At 50.6% G+C, this 16,981-nt stretch carries 16 protein-coding genes; 6 read left to right on the top strand and 10 right to left on the bottom strand.

The features are described from left to right. Complete coding sequence (locus tag NST69_RS01070; protein WP_063830864.1) at positions 1–885, top strand: AraC family transcriptional regulator; 885 nt, start codon at positions 1–3, stop codon at positions 883–885. A gap of 66 nt (positions 886–951) precedes the next feature. On the opposite strand, the gene NST69_RS01065 is transcribed toward NST69_RS01070, so the two are convergent. The 3 genes from NST69_RS01065 to NST69_RS01055 form a co-directional block, all read right to left on the bottom strand. Then, positions 952–1,431 (bottom strand): hypothetical protein, encoded by a 480-nt coding sequence (locus NST69_RS01065; protein ID WP_342548239.1) that lies wholly within the window; start codon positions 1,429–1,431, stop codon positions 952–954. A gap of 418 nt (positions 1,432–1,849) precedes the next feature. After that, entirely contained in the window at positions 1,850–2,548 is a 699-nt protein-coding gene (locus NST69_RS01060) for an SDR family oxidoreductase (RefSeq protein ID WP_036722186.1), read from the bottom strand. Positions 2,549–2,688: 140 nt separating this feature from the next. After that, complete coding sequence (locus tag NST69_RS01055; RefSeq protein WP_036722185.1) at positions 2,689–3,690, bottom strand: NADP-dependent oxidoreductase; 1,002 nt, start codon at positions 3,688–3,690, stop codon at positions 2,689–2,691. 166 nt (positions 3,691–3,856) lie between these two features. On the opposite strand from NST69_RS01055, the gene NST69_RS01050 reads away from it, so the two are divergent. Next, complete coding sequence (locus tag NST69_RS01050) at positions 3,857–4,468, top strand: TetR/AcrR family transcriptional regulator (RefSeq protein ID WP_200869499.1); 612 nt, start codon at positions 3,857–3,859, stop codon at positions 4,466–4,468. 93 nt (positions 4,469–4,561) lie between these two features. Here NST69_RS01050 and NST69_RS01045 read toward each other — a convergent pair whose 3' ends face one another. The 6 genes from NST69_RS01045 to NST69_RS01020 form a co-directional block, all read right to left on the bottom strand. Beyond that, positions 4,562–5,851: an ABC transporter permease gene (locus tag NST69_RS01045; RefSeq protein WP_342548238.1), complete on the bottom strand. Its 1,290-nt coding sequence runs from the start codon at positions 5,849–5,851 to the stop codon at positions 4,562–4,564. Continuing rightward, entirely contained in the window at positions 5,844–6,746 is a 903-nt protein-coding gene (locus NST69_RS01040; RefSeq protein ID WP_342548237.1) for an ATP-binding cassette domain-containing protein, read from the bottom strand. Before NST69_RS01040 ends, NST69_RS01045 begins: the two co-directional genes overlap by 8 nt. A 2-nt stretch (positions 6,747–6,748) precedes the next feature. Further along, on the bottom strand, positions 6,749–7,678 hold the full coding sequence (locus tag NST69_RS01035; protein WP_036722179.1) for an ABC transporter ATP-binding protein: 930 nt from the start codon (positions 7,676–7,678) through the stop codon (positions 6,749–6,751). Then, entirely contained in the window at positions 7,678–8,088 is a 411-nt protein-coding gene (locus NST69_RS01030) for a GntR family transcriptional regulator (RefSeq protein ID WP_036722177.1), read from the bottom strand. Before NST69_RS01030 ends, NST69_RS01035 begins: the two co-directional genes overlap by 1 nt. A gap of 52 nt (positions 8,089–8,140) precedes the next feature. Continuing rightward, a complete protein-coding gene (locus NST69_RS01025) occupies positions 8,141–8,869 on the bottom strand; it encodes a hypothetical protein (RefSeq protein ID WP_342548236.1) in 729 nt (242 codons plus the stop codon). Positions 8,870–9,365: 496 nt separating this feature from the next. Further along, the gene (locus NST69_RS01020) at positions 9,366–10,325 is read right to left on the bottom strand and encodes a tyrosine-type recombinase/integrase (RefSeq protein WP_036722170.1); all 960 of its coding nucleotides are present in this window, start codon (positions 10,323–10,325) and stop codon (positions 9,366–9,368) included. A gap of 210 nt (positions 10,326–10,535) precedes the next feature. On the opposite strand from NST69_RS01020, the gene NST69_RS01015 reads away from it, so the two are divergent. The 4 genes from NST69_RS01015 to NST69_RS01000 all read left to right on the top strand — a co-directional run bounded on the left by NST69_RS01015 (position 10,536) and on the right by NST69_RS01000 (position 15,508). Beyond that, a complete protein-coding gene (locus NST69_RS01015; protein ID WP_036722168.1) occupies positions 10,536–10,964 on the top strand; it encodes a chemotaxis protein CheW in 429 nt (142 codons plus the stop codon). A 29-nt stretch (positions 10,965–10,993) separates the two neighbouring features. Next, positions 10,994–12,994 (top strand): chemotaxis protein CheA, encoded by a 2,001-nt coding sequence (locus NST69_RS01010; RefSeq protein WP_036722166.1) that lies wholly within the window; start codon positions 10,994–10,996, stop codon positions 12,992–12,994. Between the two features lie 29 nt (positions 12,995–13,023). Next, entirely contained in the window at positions 13,024–14,613 is a 1,590-nt protein-coding gene (locus NST69_RS01005) for a methyl-accepting chemotaxis protein (protein WP_036722164.1), read from the top strand. Positions 14,614–14,725: 112 nt separating this feature from the next. After that, the gene (locus tag NST69_RS01000) at positions 14,726–15,508 is read left to right on the top strand and encodes an MBL fold metallo-hydrolase (RefSeq protein WP_209994668.1); all 783 of its coding nucleotides are present in this window, start codon (positions 14,726–14,728) and stop codon (positions 15,506–15,508) included. A gap of 200 nt (positions 15,509–15,708) precedes the next feature. On the opposite strand, the gene NST69_RS00995 is transcribed toward NST69_RS01000, so the two are convergent. After that, complete coding sequence (locus tag NST69_RS00995; RefSeq protein ID WP_342548235.1) at positions 15,709–16,716, bottom strand: phosphotransferase; 1,008 nt, start codon at positions 16,714–16,716, stop codon at positions 15,709–15,711. Positions 16,717–16,981: the final 265 nt, after the last annotated feature.

The raw sequence follows: 16,981 nt of genomic DNA, 5'->3' as shown, positions 1-16,981 counted from the left end.
ATGAATAGCTATCTCACAGGTGCACAGACGCTGCTGCTGCCGCGCATTGATTGGAATATACGCTTTTTTGGCGCACACACACAGACCGTTCCTGCCGATTGGAGCATGACTACAGAATCCCACCATGCCTTTGAGATTCTAATTGTGCTGGATGGGGCTCAAGAGACTAGGATAGATCATGAACCATTCATTGTGAACAGTGATGATATTCTGCTGATTCCGCCTGGGTTCGAGCATACGAATAAATGCATTTCCGCTACATCGATGACCTATTTCTGCGCTCATTTTGATATAGACGAGCCTTCCTTACGGATGAGAATTATGAAGAACTGTGACTGGGTCTATAAGCCCTCCCATTTGTATCATAGCCAGCTGAAAAAATGCCTTCAAAAATGGATCGATATTCTGCATGAGCCTGAGTTGTCGTTCACCAAAGCAAAGCTAAAAGCACAAATGGTCTTGTTCGAGTTATTGGAGGTGCTTGTAGATAGCCAGCCGGTACAGACGGGAATACATGCTAACGAATCCATGACCACTGCGAAGTATGCCAAAGAAATTGCCGAAGCCATCAAGAGAGCTTTTAAGAAAAATTGCACACAGGGAAATTCAGATTACACCATTCACATCCAGCCCATCATTGCTTCGCTTGGGATCAGCCCCAACTATGGATTAGAGGTATTTCAAAAAATATATAAAATGTCGCCCCGCACCTATCTATCCGACTTAAAGCTACAGGAAGCCAAAATACTACTCCAGCAGCCCAGGATATCTTTAAATGAGATTTCAAGTCGTCTGGGCTACAAGAACCTCTCTCACTTCAGCAGACAATTCAAAAGATGGACGGGAATTAACCCCTCCGACTATCGTAAAAATAATTGTGTATAGCAAACACCCATCTTCCTTTATGGGGCGGATGGGTGTTTTGTTGTTATGCCAATAAGTTATCGTTATTTAATTCTCCTTAAGCTCTTTAATCTCAGCAAGGAGATGATTCAGCTTGTAACCGTTGGTATCCCTGGAGAAAGCTTTCATCTCTTCGCTCTGTCCCTGGAATGCAGATAGAACATAGTCACCATCAACTACATAATATGTCCCATAACGGGTGAAAGAGTAGCTTCCTTTTTGCTCTTCCCCTACCCCTTTTTTGATTGCAGCGACGATCTTCATTCCCGGCTTAAGTTCTGGTTCAATCCCCTTGAACTCAGAGTCATAAATCAGGTTAAAGGTCCCTTCAACCTCTTCACCAGTAACTACTTGATCTACATTAACTTGAAAAGAGGTAAACATAGGCTTGTAAGGCTCCAGACCGGAATCCTTCAATTTCTCCGCTAAATTACCCTCTGGAGTTCCAGGTTCAGTTATCAGATCCACGCTGAAATCCGGCAGTTGCTGAATGACTTCAGCAACTATGAACGTGTCCGTATGATCCAATACCTCCTCGAATGTTAAATCCCGCAAATCAACATTTACAGGAGAGCCGGTGGATAAAGGATATTCTTTACGAAGCTCCTTAATTTGCTCTGCCGACAGACTTGCACATTCCTATCCTTAATCAATCGCTTGGAAAAAATATCAAGTGAATCAACCTTGAAGTGTCTCTTTACGATGCTGAGGATGTCATACATGATTTTTGCGACGATAATACATCAGATAATTTTTAATACTTCTCTAGCAAACTACTTATTTAGAACAAAAATCCCGATGGTTGACCAGATTGGTCATCATCGGGATTCCTGTATACTTTTCCTTTAGCCAAGGCCTTCTCCGCCTTGAATCCCTCCAAGAGGTGTTCCAGGTGAAATATGGAAGCCCGTTCTTTCTGCGCCGCTGCTACTGCGTAATATTGGGATTAGGACAGATTCGGGTAGAGGGCGGACACGCCGCCTGCAAGTCCGGCTTGGATCATACGGCTGGTATCGTCGGCAAGAATTTCGAAGCTGCCGGCTGCTATGCCGTCAATAGCTATTTTCGCAATATCTGAAGGGTTTGATTTGGGAGCATCCAGGCCGGCCGTCATGTCTGTCTCCATATAACCCACATGTAAGCCTGCTACTCTAATATGACGGGGATACAGATTCAAACGAAGATCGTTCGTCAGCGCCCATGCTGCAGCCTTTGCCGCCGTGTAGGCACCCGCAGCTCCGCCACTAAACCAGGATAATGCGGAAAGAATATTCAGAACCGATCCTCCCCCGTTATTCTCGATGACCGGTGCAAAAGCGCGAACCATGGATAACGTACCGAAGAAATGCGTATTCAATTCCAGCTGGATCTGCTCCACATCCCCTTCCAGCAAAGAAGCGCCTGTAGATGATCCTGCATTGTTGATCAGAATCGTAACATCCTTAGCCTGGCTGGCTGCTGCCGCTACCTCTTGAGGGTTGGTAACATCAAGCTTTACAGGTGTAACTCCTGGAATATCCAGAGTTTCCGGATTTCTTGCTCCCGCGTAGACCTTAGCCCCTCTAGCTAGAAGTTCAAGCGTAAGCTGGCGGCCAAGCCCCCGGTTTGCTCCAGTAACCAATGCCACTTGTTCAGAAATGTTCATTGTATTCGCTCCCTATATGAGAATGATCGTTCTAGAAAATGCACAGGAGAAGATATAATAACCTAATCTCATCATGCAGTGATGTCCTATAAATTCAATATAACATATTGAGAACGATCGGTAAATAATTATATGAATATTTAAAATCGGATAACCACTTTCCCTTGGGGGTGACCTGTAGCAACCAGATTTAGAGCTTCATTAATATCTTCAATGTGGAACTCCCGGGCGTCTACCGCGGGTATAATTTGGTTCTCTTCAATGATTTTTGTGATTTGCCGTAATTGTTCTCCATCGCTGCGTACAAACACAAAATGATATTCAATCTTCTTCTTCTTGGCTTTGTGATCATACTTAGCACCAGCAATACTGAATAGTTTTTGCTTCCAACCTACCAAGCCCATAGTTTTGGCGAATCGTTTGTTTGGTCCGGTCCGTAGAGAAAGAAGATGGCCGCCTGGTCTAATAATGGAGAGTTCGCGGTCAAATTCACCGGGGCCCAAGGTATCAATCACATAGTCAAGATCACGAAGTCGTTCCCAGTAGTTCTCCGCCTTGTAATCAATGTATTGATCTGCTCCCGCGGCCATTGTACGTTCGCGCGCCTGTGGACTTCCACTGACGATGACCTTCAGCCCCATGCTTTTAGCGATAGGAATCGCCATTTGGCCAAATGAACCAGAGCCCCCTGGAATGAACACTCTTTCGCCAGCTTTGGCAGCTAACTCTTCATGCAGGCTTTGATAGGCTGTCAATCCTGTTAAAGGCGCAGCCGCACCGGTTACAAAATCCAGATTACCCGGCAAGTGAGCCATAGCCTCTACATGAACCGCCGCATATTCGGCAAATGCTCCAATTTTTCGCAGCGGCAGGCGGGAGTAAATGGCATCACCTACTTTGAAGCCAGCGACTTTCTTACCCATCTTCTCAACAACACCTGTGAGTTCGTTACCAAGGGTCAAGGGGAACTCATAGTCCTGGATTAACTTCACGCTTCCGGTAGCGATGAGCAGCTCCAAGTGGTTAACCGCCGCCGCTTTTACTTTAACCAAAACTTCGTAATCACTTATTTCCGGGACTGGAATATCGCGCACTTCAACTTGAAACGGTTTGGAATATTTGGTGATCTGTGCCGCCTTCATAATTAATACCCTCCTATCCGCAAGATCCTAAGTAACATTTACGACGATTTGTAACTTGCACACCAAGCATAAGACTAGAAGTTACAAAAGTCAACATTTGTTACTTTGTTTTTTCATGCTAAACTATAAGTGGATATTATTAATTAACGAAAGAAGGGTTGGCAGCATGGTGTTACACTGGGGGGTTAATCGTAAGTGCCTGCACTCCCCCATTCACCTGCCACAACAAATGGCTAAAATCACACAGGAGCTTATTATTGAAACTGCCGAGACATTAATTGAGCGTACGGAAAAATCTGAGGTGACGCTCTCTCAAATAGCGGATGAATTGAACATCACCCATGCTGCACTCTATAAACATTTCAAAAACAAACAAGAACTGTGGGCGGCAGTAGCTAAAGGCTGGTTCAACCGGATGATTTCAGAACAAATCCGTATAAACATGACTAATTCAGCCTCCCCGCAGGAAGTGCTCCACGATTGGCTATGGGCATTTGTTAATGCCAAAAAACGCGCTTATAATGAGAATCCCCAAATGTTCGCCTTGAATACACAATATGTGGACAGTAATCCATTGGTATTACGTGATGTGCTTTGGGATTCTTATCAAATAATTGATGGTTTCATGGAATATCATGATCCTCAATTTGAACGGGCAGAGGCCATTCTATCTGCGTTTGCAGTGTTTAGTCTCCCCTCTTTTAAAGGATCCTGGAATTCACCAGACTACCAAGAACGGTTTGAACGCCTCTGGAGTTTAATCAAACAAGGGGTTTGAATCCTGGAGGGGATGGCTGAATATACAACAGGGAGCAGTTACCTGAGGTAACTGCTCCCTGCGAGAAATCCATCACACTACTTCCGTCAAATCCTAAATTTTATAAGCCTTCATCGCTTTTCTGATCTCCTTGATGCTAGGGCGCTTGCCGTACATCAGGACGCCGGTGCGGTAGATCTTGGCGGCGAGCCAGCCGAAGAGGAAGGTTGTAGCCAGCAGGATCGCCAGCGAGACCATGATCTCCCAGAAGGCGACCTCCCCGACCCCGATGCGGAGCATCAGGCTGAGCGAAGAGGTGAATGGTACGAAGCTCGCTACCTTCACCAGCAGTGTATCCGGGTTCGAGATGCTGAACAGCGGCAGATAGAAGCTGACGAAGCCCAGCATCATGACCGGCATCACGGCCTGCCCCAGATCCTCTGTCCGGCTGACAATGGAGCCGACAGCGGCATACATCAGGGCGTACAGGAAGTAGCCCAGGATATACAGGATGAAGCCATAGACGATCATGCTGACATTCAACTGTCCCAGATTCAGATCGAAATCGCTCAGGATCGTGGAATTATGCGGCAGCATCAGGTTGACGGCGATGGCAGCCGAGATAATGGCGATCTGCATCAGACCGACGAGGAAGATTCCGATGACCTTGCCGAACATCTGGGTTAGTGGCGAGGCGCTGGTGATGAGAATCTCCATAATGCGCGAGCTTTTCTCCGACGTAATCTCGGCCGAGATCATGTTGCCGGTCATCATCACCGACATGAAGAACAGAATCAGCAGGATATAGACAATGACATAGTTGATAATCGGTTTGTCCTGATCCTGGTCTACGCCACCCGCAGCCCCGTCAGTACTTAGCTGCGCGCTATCAATCGACACCGGAGCGAAGATCGCCGCCACCTGGCTCTCGGTCAGCTTATCGCCGACAATCAGGCCGGTATTCACCTGCTGCAGAGCGGCTTGCAGATTCGTTCTAAGCTTGCTGCTGATGTCTCCGTCTTTGCTGTGATACGTTACCGGAGGCACCCCTACACTGCCCTTGTCGGCAAAGGTAAGATACCCCTCAATCTTCTCATCCTCCAGCCCCTTCTTAAGGGTTGCATCATCTGCGGAAGGATAAGCGGTAAATACGACTTTATCTTCGGTTTCAGCCGGCGGAGTATAAGCGAGCAGCAGCTCGGCAGGCCGGAAGCCCTGCTGGGCAACGACTCCGATCTGTGTCGCGTCCTTGGCCCCGTCTTCTCCGTTGAACACTTTGATCAGATAAGGGATATTCATCCCGATACTAAGCAGAAGCACCAGAATTAAGGTGGTAATCATGAAGGATTTCGTTCTTACCTTATTCTTGAATGTGAAGCCGATAATGGTTGCCATTTTATTCATTGGATTCACCCACCGCTCTGATAAAGATTTGGTTTAGCGTCGGTTCCTTAATCTCGAAATGCTCGACCTCGCCTTGAGCCACAGCCAGTTGAAGAATGCGCTGCGCCGCTCCCAGGTCATTGATGGTTAAAACATACCCGCGCTCCTGCCGCTGCACTCCGGTAACTCCGGCAAGCTCGGCAAGTCCGTTCACTTCCCCGGCGGTGCGCAGTACAACTTCTTCCCGCGGATACCCCTTCTTGATCTCACGGATATCTCCCTGAACCACGGTGTTCGAGCGGTCAAGAATCGTGATATTCCGGCATAATTCCTCAACATGCTCCATGCGGTGCGTGGAGAACAGAATGCTCGTTCCCAGATCCCGCATCTCTCTGACGGTATCCTTCAGCAGCTCCACATTGACCGGATCGAGGCCGCTGAAGGCTTCATCCAGGATCAGAATCTTCGGCTTATGGACCACAGCGGCGACGAAGCCCATCTTTTGCTGATTACCCTTGGACAGCTCTTCAATCTTCTTATTGTAATATTCCGGTACATCGAAGCGCTCCAGCCAGTACTTCAGGCTCTTATCCGCTTCACTCGCGGACATCCCGCGCAGCCGCGCCAGATAGATAATCTGATCGCTTACCTTGACCTTCGGATATAATCCCCGTTCTTCCGGCAGATAGCCCATCAGATGCTGAAGCTCCTTACTATACGGCTTGCCGTTATACAGGATGCTCCCTTCGTCGGGATAGATCAGGCCGAGCACCATGCGCATGGTCGTTGTTTTGCCGGCGCCGTTGGCACCCAGCAGACCGTAAATCTCGCCTTGCTCCACCTTTAGACTGATTCCGTTGACTGCCGTCTTCTCACCGTACTGCTTCACTACCTGCTTCAACTGCAATGCTTCCATTCTTATTCCCCTCTCTTCTGGTCAATCAGAACCGGACGATGTCCCCGGGTCCATAAGCTTAGGATTTCATCCAGCTCCAGGCTGCGGCTCTTGAGTACCTTTACGCCCAAATCGTGAATGCGTTTCTCATACAGATAAATTTGCTGGGTTAAAAATGAAGCTACACCCGGCGTTTCCAGCTTCAGCTCCAGCGCTTGCGGCAGCTCGGCTGCCAGCTCCTGCAGCGCCTGCTCTCCCTCAATTTGAACCCATATTTCACTCCATGAACCAAACAGACTGTCCTTCTCGGTCATTCCCAGCAGCTGCCCCTGGTGCATCAGCACGATATAATCCGCCAGCCGCCGGACTTCTTCAACAATATGGGTCGAGATGACAATCGTGGCCTCGTGTTCATCCATGTATCTCTGCAGCGTCTCAATCATGATCTTCCAGGCAAAAGGGTCCAGGCCCGAAGACGGCTCATCCAGTAGCAGCAGCCGGGGCTTCACCGCGAGGGCGGCGGCAAGCTCGAACTTGCGGCGCTCGCCCTTGGACATTTTACCCAGTCTGGCATTCTCTGGAACTTCAAACTTGCGGACCAGCTCCTCGAAGTAGCTCTGGTCCCAGGAAGGATACCAATGGCTGCGGAAGGCGGCCGCCTCACCGGGTGTCCAGAAGTTCTCCTCAGGCTGGGGCATCTCCGGCACGTAAGCGATGCTCTGGCGGAGCTCCATCGGCAGCACACCGCGGTAAGTCTCTTCATACCAGCGGATCTCCCCTTCATCCGGCAAAATCAGCTGCAGGAGCATATTCAGCAGCGTGCTTTTGCCCGCGCCGTTCTGGCCCACCAGCGCTGTAATATATCCTTGCGGCAGCCGGAGATTCATCGGCCCGATGGTCTTGTTGCGCCGCTTCTTCCATACATCCCGCAGTTCTATGGCTTGCTGTCCCATCAGCTTCCCCCTCTTTCTGCCTGCTTCCCGTATTTGTTCTTCACGATCTCTGTGAACAGCCTGGTTAGTTCCTCTTCGCTGCAATGGACGGATAGTCCCGCCTCCACGGCGCTCTCCAGCGCCTTGCGGATGGTCTCCTGCTTATAGTCCTCCATTGCCCCGGTCCCGATATGGGATACAAAGGTGCCCGTCCCCTGCCGGGTCCGCAGCAAGCCTTCGTTCTCGAGATCCTGATAGACGCGGCGGACGGTAATGACGCTGCACTTCAGGTCACCCGCGAATTCGCGGATGGAAGGAAGCAGCGTTCCTTCCGTTATTGCGCCGGAGATGATCAGCGACCTCAGTTGTGTCTCGATCTGGTGGTACAGCGGCTCCGCACTGTTCTCATTGATCTGTATCGGAATCCACATTAGTTACACCCGCCTTCCAGGCCCGGCCCCCGGATGAACGCCTTGCCCCGTCTCATACGAGATCACGGCTCTTCAGCCGGTGAATCGTCCATCTGGAGAATAGCTGAATCGATAGCATGCCAAGTGCCAGCGCCCCCCACATCAAGGGAGACAATAGGCCCCACTCCTTGGATACAGCGACCGTGGCGAGCAGTATATTGCCTCCCGCCAGGTAGACTAGTCCTGACACGCCCAGCGCCAGCAGCATAACGGCTGAGATGATCCAGAAGTACATGACGCCGCTGACCGAGAACTCGATGATAATGTACATGCCTGCGACAATCAGACTGTAACCGATCCAGGTAAAAGCAAAAGCCAGATACGAAGCAGGCGGCAGTTCAGAGCGTATTCCGGGGCTGAGCAGATAGATCAGGCTGAAGAACAACGTGCTGTTCATGGCAACGGCGAGCAGGGTGTCCAGCTTTCTTTTACAGAGAATAGCTGCTACCGGTACCGGCAACGCCCGCATATACGCCAGCATCCGGGTATAGGAATCCTCCGAGATATACTTCATGGTCCGCCGGGAGAAGGTGATCGTGAGCATGAGCATCATCGTAACCATCAGAACATCGCTGAGCAACTGCTTGTCATGTCCTGTTAGCGTATCGTCGATGACCATTCCTGACAGTGCGGCAAAATATCCCATGAACAGGAGCGAGAACAGCAGTGCCCACAGCAGCTTCCAGCGGTCACCGTGGAATTCGCTGCGTACGATGACCCACGCTTGCTTTAATGTTGTCATAACTTCTAACCTCGCTTTATTCGTCTTGAACGGCAGGAGACGGCAGATCAGCTAGCCTCAGTGTGTATCTGTGTGTGCTTACTGTATATATCTATATACACAGTATATGACCTGTGTTTTCCACTGTCAACAGAAAACCTCTACTATTCTTAGTATTTCGATTCCACGCACGAAAAAAACCCCGCACATAGGCGGAGTCTGGACTTTATTATTGGAGCATACGCGGGATTTGCGGCACAAGGGCCGGATTTCGATGCAACAAACCACATGAAGCTAAGTCTGTATGTATACTTTGACGTTTTTTGTCGTACAATATCACTTATGCGACTTTTTTTGAGTAAAATACGATAAACCATGCATACTTGCGCATAATCAAGCAGCCATGCGTTTATTATAGGTCATTTCCTAACTTCTGTATAGAAACTTCGCTGGATCAGCCCCTCTGTTTCCACAATTATGTTCCATTCGTGCTTCTGCAATTTTTGTCGAATCTAATCTATTGAATGAACGTGCGCAGGCTGTCCTCGACAAAATCCGGGGCAGCCTTTTGAATCTGCTGAACGGTGTGGAGATAACGCTGAGTGGTGTTGATGTGGGAATGCCCCAGCGATTCCTGAACCTGCTGAAGCGACGCTCCTTGGAGCAAGGCCAGCGTGGCATTCGTGTGGCGAAGCCAGTGCGGGGTCAGCTTTTTCTCAATTGAGCTGGCTTCTCCGGCATTCTTGATAATCCGTTCCACCTGCCGTGAAGATAACGGAAACATCCGCTGCTCCGGGGTGACCTCTTCCTTCCCTGGCAAAGTATCAGACAACTTGGAATACAGCTGCCACAGGGTTGGCGGAACCTTAATTTCTCTAGGCTTACCCCCCTTGCCGTTCTCCACGGTCAGCCAGACCGAGGTCTCCAGCAGATCATTATGAAAGTCCCCCCACTTCATCGCCGTCAGCTCTGACACCCGCAGACCGAGCACTACCAGCGTCAGCCCGATCAGATAATTGCGCAGTCCTTGCTTCTCCAGTACATTCAGTAATTCCCCCACCTCCCGCTTGGTCAGGAAGTTTTTGCGGCTGGTAACGGTTATTTTGGGGATGCGTACCGAAGAGGTCGGATTCACTGCAAAAATCCCGATATGCTGGTCACTCCCCCATTTATAAAAAGACTTCAACGGCGCAAGGAATGCCGCTATGCTTGCCGGTGCCAGCTGCCTCTGATAACTGTAGCCCCCCTGCGTCAGGAAAATCTTATACGCCTCCATCTCCCTCCAGGTCACTGCTCTTAAGGAGGTGCCTGCAATAAATCTGCGGAAATCGGCAATCGCCCGCTTATAATTCCGACCTGTATTAACATTCGTACAGCAGGTAGCCATAAACATCTGAACAATCTGATCATCGCTTAGGTAGCCCTCTTCCGGGTTCACCAAGCTGAGCGCCGTACGGATAAATTCGGTCTGGCTCATTCTTTTTTCATCACTCCTCAGGAATAGACATGTCGCATAAGTGATATTGTACGACATTTTTGTGGTATTTTGTCCCATTATCACACAGGAATGGCTAAAGACCGGAATACACAAGATCAGCAGAAGGTAACGCGAAGAACTCAGGAGGGGGACGGAGGCAAAATAGCAGCTGCGGGCCAGCTAAGTAATATGAGAAGCCGGAGGGTAACTATGGAGACCGTTTTGCAGAAACAATATGTTGAATTCGGGGTAGATCACGAGCATTATGCGATCCCGATCTCAGATGTTCATGAAATTATAAGAATGCAGGAAATAACGGAAATCCCCAGCAGCCGTCACTACGTTAAGGGCATTATCAACCTCAGGGGTAAAATTGTGCCGGTGCTCAGCCTTAGAGTGTTGCTTCAGATGGAAGAAGTGGAGCCGACCAAACACACACGCATTCTGGTGGTCCATCACCAGGAGGAATCCCTGGGCGTTATTGTCGACAACGTGAATAAAGTGACGACCTTCAGCGATATTCAGCCTGCACAGGGCAGCATCTCTGGAGTCAGCGGCTCCTTCTTCAACGGAGTAGGCTTCTCTTCTTCCGAGCTGGTCGGCATTCTGCGGCTGGATGAGATCCTGCTGCGAGACTAAACAAAGGCTAAACGGAGAGAAGGCGAACCATGGTTGATTTATCGGAATACCGAGGGATATTTCTGGAGGAACTGGAGGACCAGCTGCAGCTGATCGAGGATGAGGTGCTCAGGCTGGAGCAGACCGGGGAGACAGAAGATGGAATCCAGCAGTTCTTCCGGGCGGCCCATACCCTTAAGGGCTCCTCGGCCTCTATGGGCTACAACGGGCTGAAGGAAGTCACGCATCATCTGGAGCATCTGCTTCATCAGATGCGGGGAGGGGAACGGACGGTCACGCCGGAGCTGATCCGCCTGTTCTTCGGAGCGCTGGATGGAATGCGCGCGCTGCAGAGCGAGATCGCTGCTACGGATCAGGAGACCACAGATGTGTCCGGTCTGGTGCAGCGGCTGAGTACATTCGCAGCGGAGGAGCTGCAGAAGCCGGAGGATAAGGTCCCTGCTGTGCAGACAAGTCAGGCAGAGCTTCCCCTCCAGCTGTTCTGGGTGCATGTGTGGCTCTCTTCCGGCTGTGAGATGAAGCTGCCCCGTCTTCACCTGATCGATGCCAAGCTGCGGACTGTCGCTGCGGTCCTGCGCATGAAGCCGGAGCTGGAAGAGATAGAGGACCACGACAGCCGGATCGACGAGGCCTCCTGGTTGCTGTCGCCTAAGATCGATATCGAGGAGCTCCGTCAGGAGGTCTTATCCATTATGGATGTTGATCGTATATACATAGAAGAAGTGCTTAACGATTCCCCGCGTCCCGGTGAATTCGTGAGACCGCCCCATCCGGAGACGGGGAGCCGGGAGCTCCCGGAAGTACCAGAATCCCCGTCGTCTGCCGCTGACAAAACCAAGCCGCAAACGATCCGCGTCCAGGTGGAGCGTCTGGAGAAGCTGATGAACCTGGCGGGTGAGCTGGTCATCGATCAGACCCGGTTCCATCTGCTGAACCGCAGATTCCACCAGCAATACGGAACCAATGATCTGACAGAGGAGCTGGGCCAGCTTGCCGACCATCTGGCTATGATTACGGGGGAACTGCAGGAGAGCATGATTAAGGTGCGGATGCTGCCGATAGAGCAGCTGTTCAACCGTCTGCCCCGCATGGTCCGGGACTTGTCCGGCTCCCTGAACAAGCAGGTTGAGCTGGTTCTTGAAGGCAAGGAGACGGAGCTGGACCGGACGCTCATTGAAGAGCTTGGCGACCCGCTGATCCATCTGCTGCGCAATGCCGTTGATCACGGTATAGAGACCCCTGAAATCCGCCGCAGCGCCGGCAAAAGCGAGACCGGAACCGTTCGCGTCGCGGCCTCCCATGAGGATAATCAGGTTATCCTGGTCATCGAGGACGACGGGGCCGGGATTGATTCCAGCCTGATTGCAGAGTCCGCCCTGCGGAAGGGCATCATTACGGCTGAAGAGGCCGGCGGGATGACTGAGGATGAGGCGCTGCGGCTTATTTTCCGGCCCGGCTTCTCCACCGCCCCGCACATCAGCGATATTTCCGGCCGCGGGGTCGGAATGGATATCGTCCGCAATGATATTGAACGGATTAACGGCATGATCGATATCGAGACCACGCGGGGGCAAGGCACCCGCTTCCGGATTCGTCTGCCCCTGACGCTCGCCATCATCCGGGGTCTGCTCGTTCATGCCGGGGGAGCCACCTTCGTGATTCCCATGAGCAGTGTGGCCGAGATTGTCCGCGTCACTCCAGAGGAGATCAGCTCCGTCCGGGGCCAGCCTGTCATTACCGCACGGGGGCAGCTCGTGCCGGTGGTCTGGCTGCAGGATATTCTGCGGCTCCCCGCAGGTGCGGGCGGCAGATCAGCATCCATTCCGCTGATTATCGTGGGGCGGGGAGAGAAACGGCTGGCACTGGCCGTGGATACACTTATCGGCAATCAGGATATCGTAATCAAATCGCTCGGCGCCTACATGGGCAAGACTGAGAACATATCAGGAGCTACCATCCTGGGAAATGGCAATATCGCTCTGATCATAGATACAGCCAGCTTATTTTTCAATACGGGAGTCTTCGCTTAACAAAATCATCTTTACTGGGGGAAACAGGTATGAAATGGTTCTATAATCTAAAAACAAGCGTGAAATTAATCTCGTCCTTCCTGACCGTCGCTGTCATTCTTTCCTTCGTGGGCCTCTACGGTCTCAGCAACCTCGGCTCGATTAATAACAGTCTGGACGATATGTATGTGAACAATCTGGTTCCCGTCTCCTCCCTGCAAAGCTCACAGAACAGCTTCTCGGTCATGCGCGTTATCGTCAGGGATCTGTACATTAAGAAGACCCCTGAGGAACGCCAGCAGCGGGTGGACGATTATAAAAAAGAGAAGCAGAACGTACTCGATAACATCGCGGCCTTCCGCAAAACCAAGCTGAGCGCGGAATCGGTTCAAGCCATTGCCCCTTTTGAAGCGGCATGGAATGATTATCTGTTAACGTACGATTCTCTTGTCAGCCTCTCCCTGACGGGACAGGACGAGAAGCTGCTGGAGATGCTGCGCGGCAGCACGCTTAACAACCAAGGCGATACCTTGAAGAATATTCTGAACGAGCTGATTCTCACCAACACCAAGGAAGCGGATCAGGCCAGACAGAGCGGAGCCGCACTCTATAGCTCTTCGCGTAATATTACCCTCAGTATCATTATCGGTGCAGTCATTCTGTGCATCCTGCTAGGGTATATCATCTCCCGGATTATTTCTAATCCGCTGGCGAAGGTTGTCAAGGTTCTCTCGAAGGTGGCTGACGGCGACCTGCGCAGCCAATCCGATATCGACACCAGAGATGAAATCGGCATCCTGGCTGCCAAGGTGAACGAGATGGTCAGCAGCCTCCGCAACACAGTGGGCTCCATCCTGCTGCATTCCCAGAGCCTGTCCGCCGCCGCCGAGGAGATCTCCGCCAGTACGCAAGAGGTGGCAAGCGGCAGCACGACCACAGCGGATGATGCCGGGACCATCAGCGAGTTATTCAAAGAGCTGTCCAGCGCGATCCACTCTGTAGCCCAGAATACCGAGCAGGCCTCGGTAATCTCCGATGAGACCGTTACGATTGCCGAGAACGGGAACAGCATCATTCAGGAGTCGATGGAGAGTATGCAGGCTGTCAGCGGACAGATGGCTAAGCTTGAGGAGGACTCGCAGAAGGTCGGCGAGATTATCGATGTTATTGAGGATATTGCAGATCAGACAAACTTGCTTGCTCTGAATGCCGCCATTGAAGCCGCAAGAGCGGGGGAACAGGGCCGGGGCTTCGCGGTGGTGGCTGACGAGGTGCGCAAGCTGGCCGAACGCAGCGGCGAGGCCACTAAGCAGATCACCAGCATCATCAAGGGGATGCAGGTGAATACACGCTACAGCGTGAGCGCTGTGCAGGAGAGTGCGGAGCTGTCGCAGAAGACCGGCGTTTCTTTTCATCAGATCGTGACGATGGTCAACAACGCCGGACAGAAAATATCCGAAATCGCCGCCGCCAGCGAAGAACAAGCCGCCCAGTCCACCAACGTCCTCGCTGCCGTGGAGAGCATCTCCGCCACCACCCAGCAGTCCGCCGCCAGCAGCGAAGAGACCGCCTCTTCCGCCCAGTCCCTGGCCAGCCTGGCTGAGGAGCTGCAGAGCACGGTGTCTTCGTTTCGGTTGTAGCTCTTGGTTCATTCAACAGCCTGCAAGCTCCCTTTCGGAGCTTGCAGTTTTTTTTATTATCTTGCGGGATCAGCCTGGTATACAGTATCTTTAATTTTTGGAGGGATGTGTAATGGAGGATTCTTGGTTCACGGTTACAGCAATCGATAATTCAACCTTCGCCATCAGCGAATATGGTCATTGGGAACAGGTGCATTCCTTTCTGTTACTGGGAACATACCGAGCTGCACTGATCGACACAGGACTTGGTATAGGGAATATCCGCAGCATCACCAGCCAGTTGACCACTCTGCCCATAGATGTTCTTACTACCCATATTCATACAGATCATATTGGCAGCCATGGAGAATTCGAGCGGATTTTGGTGCATGAAGAGGATCAGCACTGGCTGATCCACGGTATTCAGGGCTTGTCCCTGGAACAGATTAGGCGGAATATCGGCCGGGATATCACACGCCAGACACCTGAGGGGTTCGATCCCTCTACCTACACACCTTTTCAAGGGGAACCGGCAGGATTGCTGCATGACGGAGATACGCTTGACCTGGGCGGCGGACGGATGATCACGGTATATCATACGCCAGGGCATTCACCAGGCCATTTATGTTTCTTTGACAATCAGCGGGGGTTCCTGTTCAGTGGCGATCTGCTCTATGACACCATGCCCGTCTATGCCTTCTACCCTTCCACGAATCCCGCTGATCTGACACGCTCCCTGATACGCATTTCAGAGATTAGCGGCGTCCGCAAAGTATACGGCTCTCATTATACGCTTGGACTTGAACCTGAGATTCTTCAAGAAGCGAAGCGTGCGGCACTGTATCTGCAAGAGCAAGGGCTTGATCATTTTGGAACAGGGATCCACCGATTTAAAGGTTTTAGTGTACAGTTCTGAACGCAGCCGGTGGCGTTAATTGGATTTTGTCCATCTAATTTGACGGCATCGCCCCATTCACGGACAGCAGTTGGACAAACAACACTTAATTTCTACGATTCCGTCCAATTCGATGATTTTCGGGGAATTAGGTGGACTTTTTCCAAATGCTTACCCACAACTCTCCGTTTCGCTGGAATTAAGTGTGCTTTTTCCAACTATCATCGTTGTCCCTCTTCGCCGAACCCATCAATTAATGAAATCCCCTTGGTAATACGCACTGTACTCTCTTGCAAGAACCCACGCGTCCAATCGTCAGCCTGGGTTAAATCCCAACTCCGGTGCATGCCGACGACTACGATAATTTCACGCAGTTTAAGAAACAAATCCAGTTGACTCTTCCAGCCATCGGGGAGCTGCCGGCCATCCTCCGCGTAGCCCAGCTCGAAATGCCGGATAAAAAGCTCGTATTGTACCTTACGTTCAGACCTTGAATCCTCCCCAAATACATACAGTAAATAATAGAGCTGGATAGCAATATCCTCAGCATACCAGCTGTATTGACACTCATCGAAATCAAAAAGCGTTATCCGCCCTGACTCATCTACCAAGAAATTACCTACGTTGATATCCCCGTGAATTAAACCGAAATTATCTGAAGTAACAGGCAAACTGCCCAAATCAGCTTTTAGTCCGTCTAGGGCATGCAGAATGGGCCCAAGCTCTGCCGGCAAATAATCTTTCGCCCGCACAAGGTATTCGTTAGTCTCCCAGGTATGTCTTCTGAATACCGGTTTATACCGTTTACTCAGTTCATGAAGACGGCCTGTAATACGGCCACATTGTTCGTATAGCATCGGATTCCCCAGGCATTCCGGATATCCGACTTTTGTGCCGGGTGCATAATTGAACGCTGCTGCGTAAAAATCCATCGTATTCCCATGAATACGCTCATAATCCCTTCCATTCACCGATAGAACCGGAGCTGAAACTGACACTCCCTTCTCCGCGAGGTAACGAATCCATTCGATTTCAGCTGCAAGTCCTTCAGAGGTACGAAGTGTGCCCGGAGTGAAGCGGAGAATGTATTGGGATTCACCGAGAGTATAAGAATATATGAAGTTTTGAAAGCCTCCAATGAAGTTCAGATCCTTGGGGCTAATCCCAAAGCGCCTAGCACCTTCAGCAGCATATTCGTCCAGGAACATTCGTTTGATGTGTGGGTCCATGTTTTCTCCTTAGTATGTATATTAGTTTCGTTGTAGATCGTTAGCCTGACTGCTAACGATTGAATACAATAATAATCCTGAGCTTTTTCAAATAATAATGCAACTTCCAGAAGTCACCCCTTGTCATCATCTATTTCCAGGATTTTTTTAGAGCATGCGTTATATCATTCTAAAACAGGTAATAATATAAGTTGAGTTTAAGTTAATCATATTAAATTTTAAGTTACTTGAAGTTTGGGGAAAAAGTGTTAGAATGGAGCTGAGG

It is taken from the genome of Paenibacillus sp. FSL P2-0089 (assembly GCF_038595095.1).
Lineage (GTDB): Bacteria > Bacillota > Bacilli > Paenibacillales > Paenibacillaceae > Paenibacillus_AQ > Paenibacillus_AQ silagei.
The sequence above is the reverse complement of the archived record's forward strand: the minus strand, read 5'-3'. Positions and strand labels throughout refer to the sequence as shown.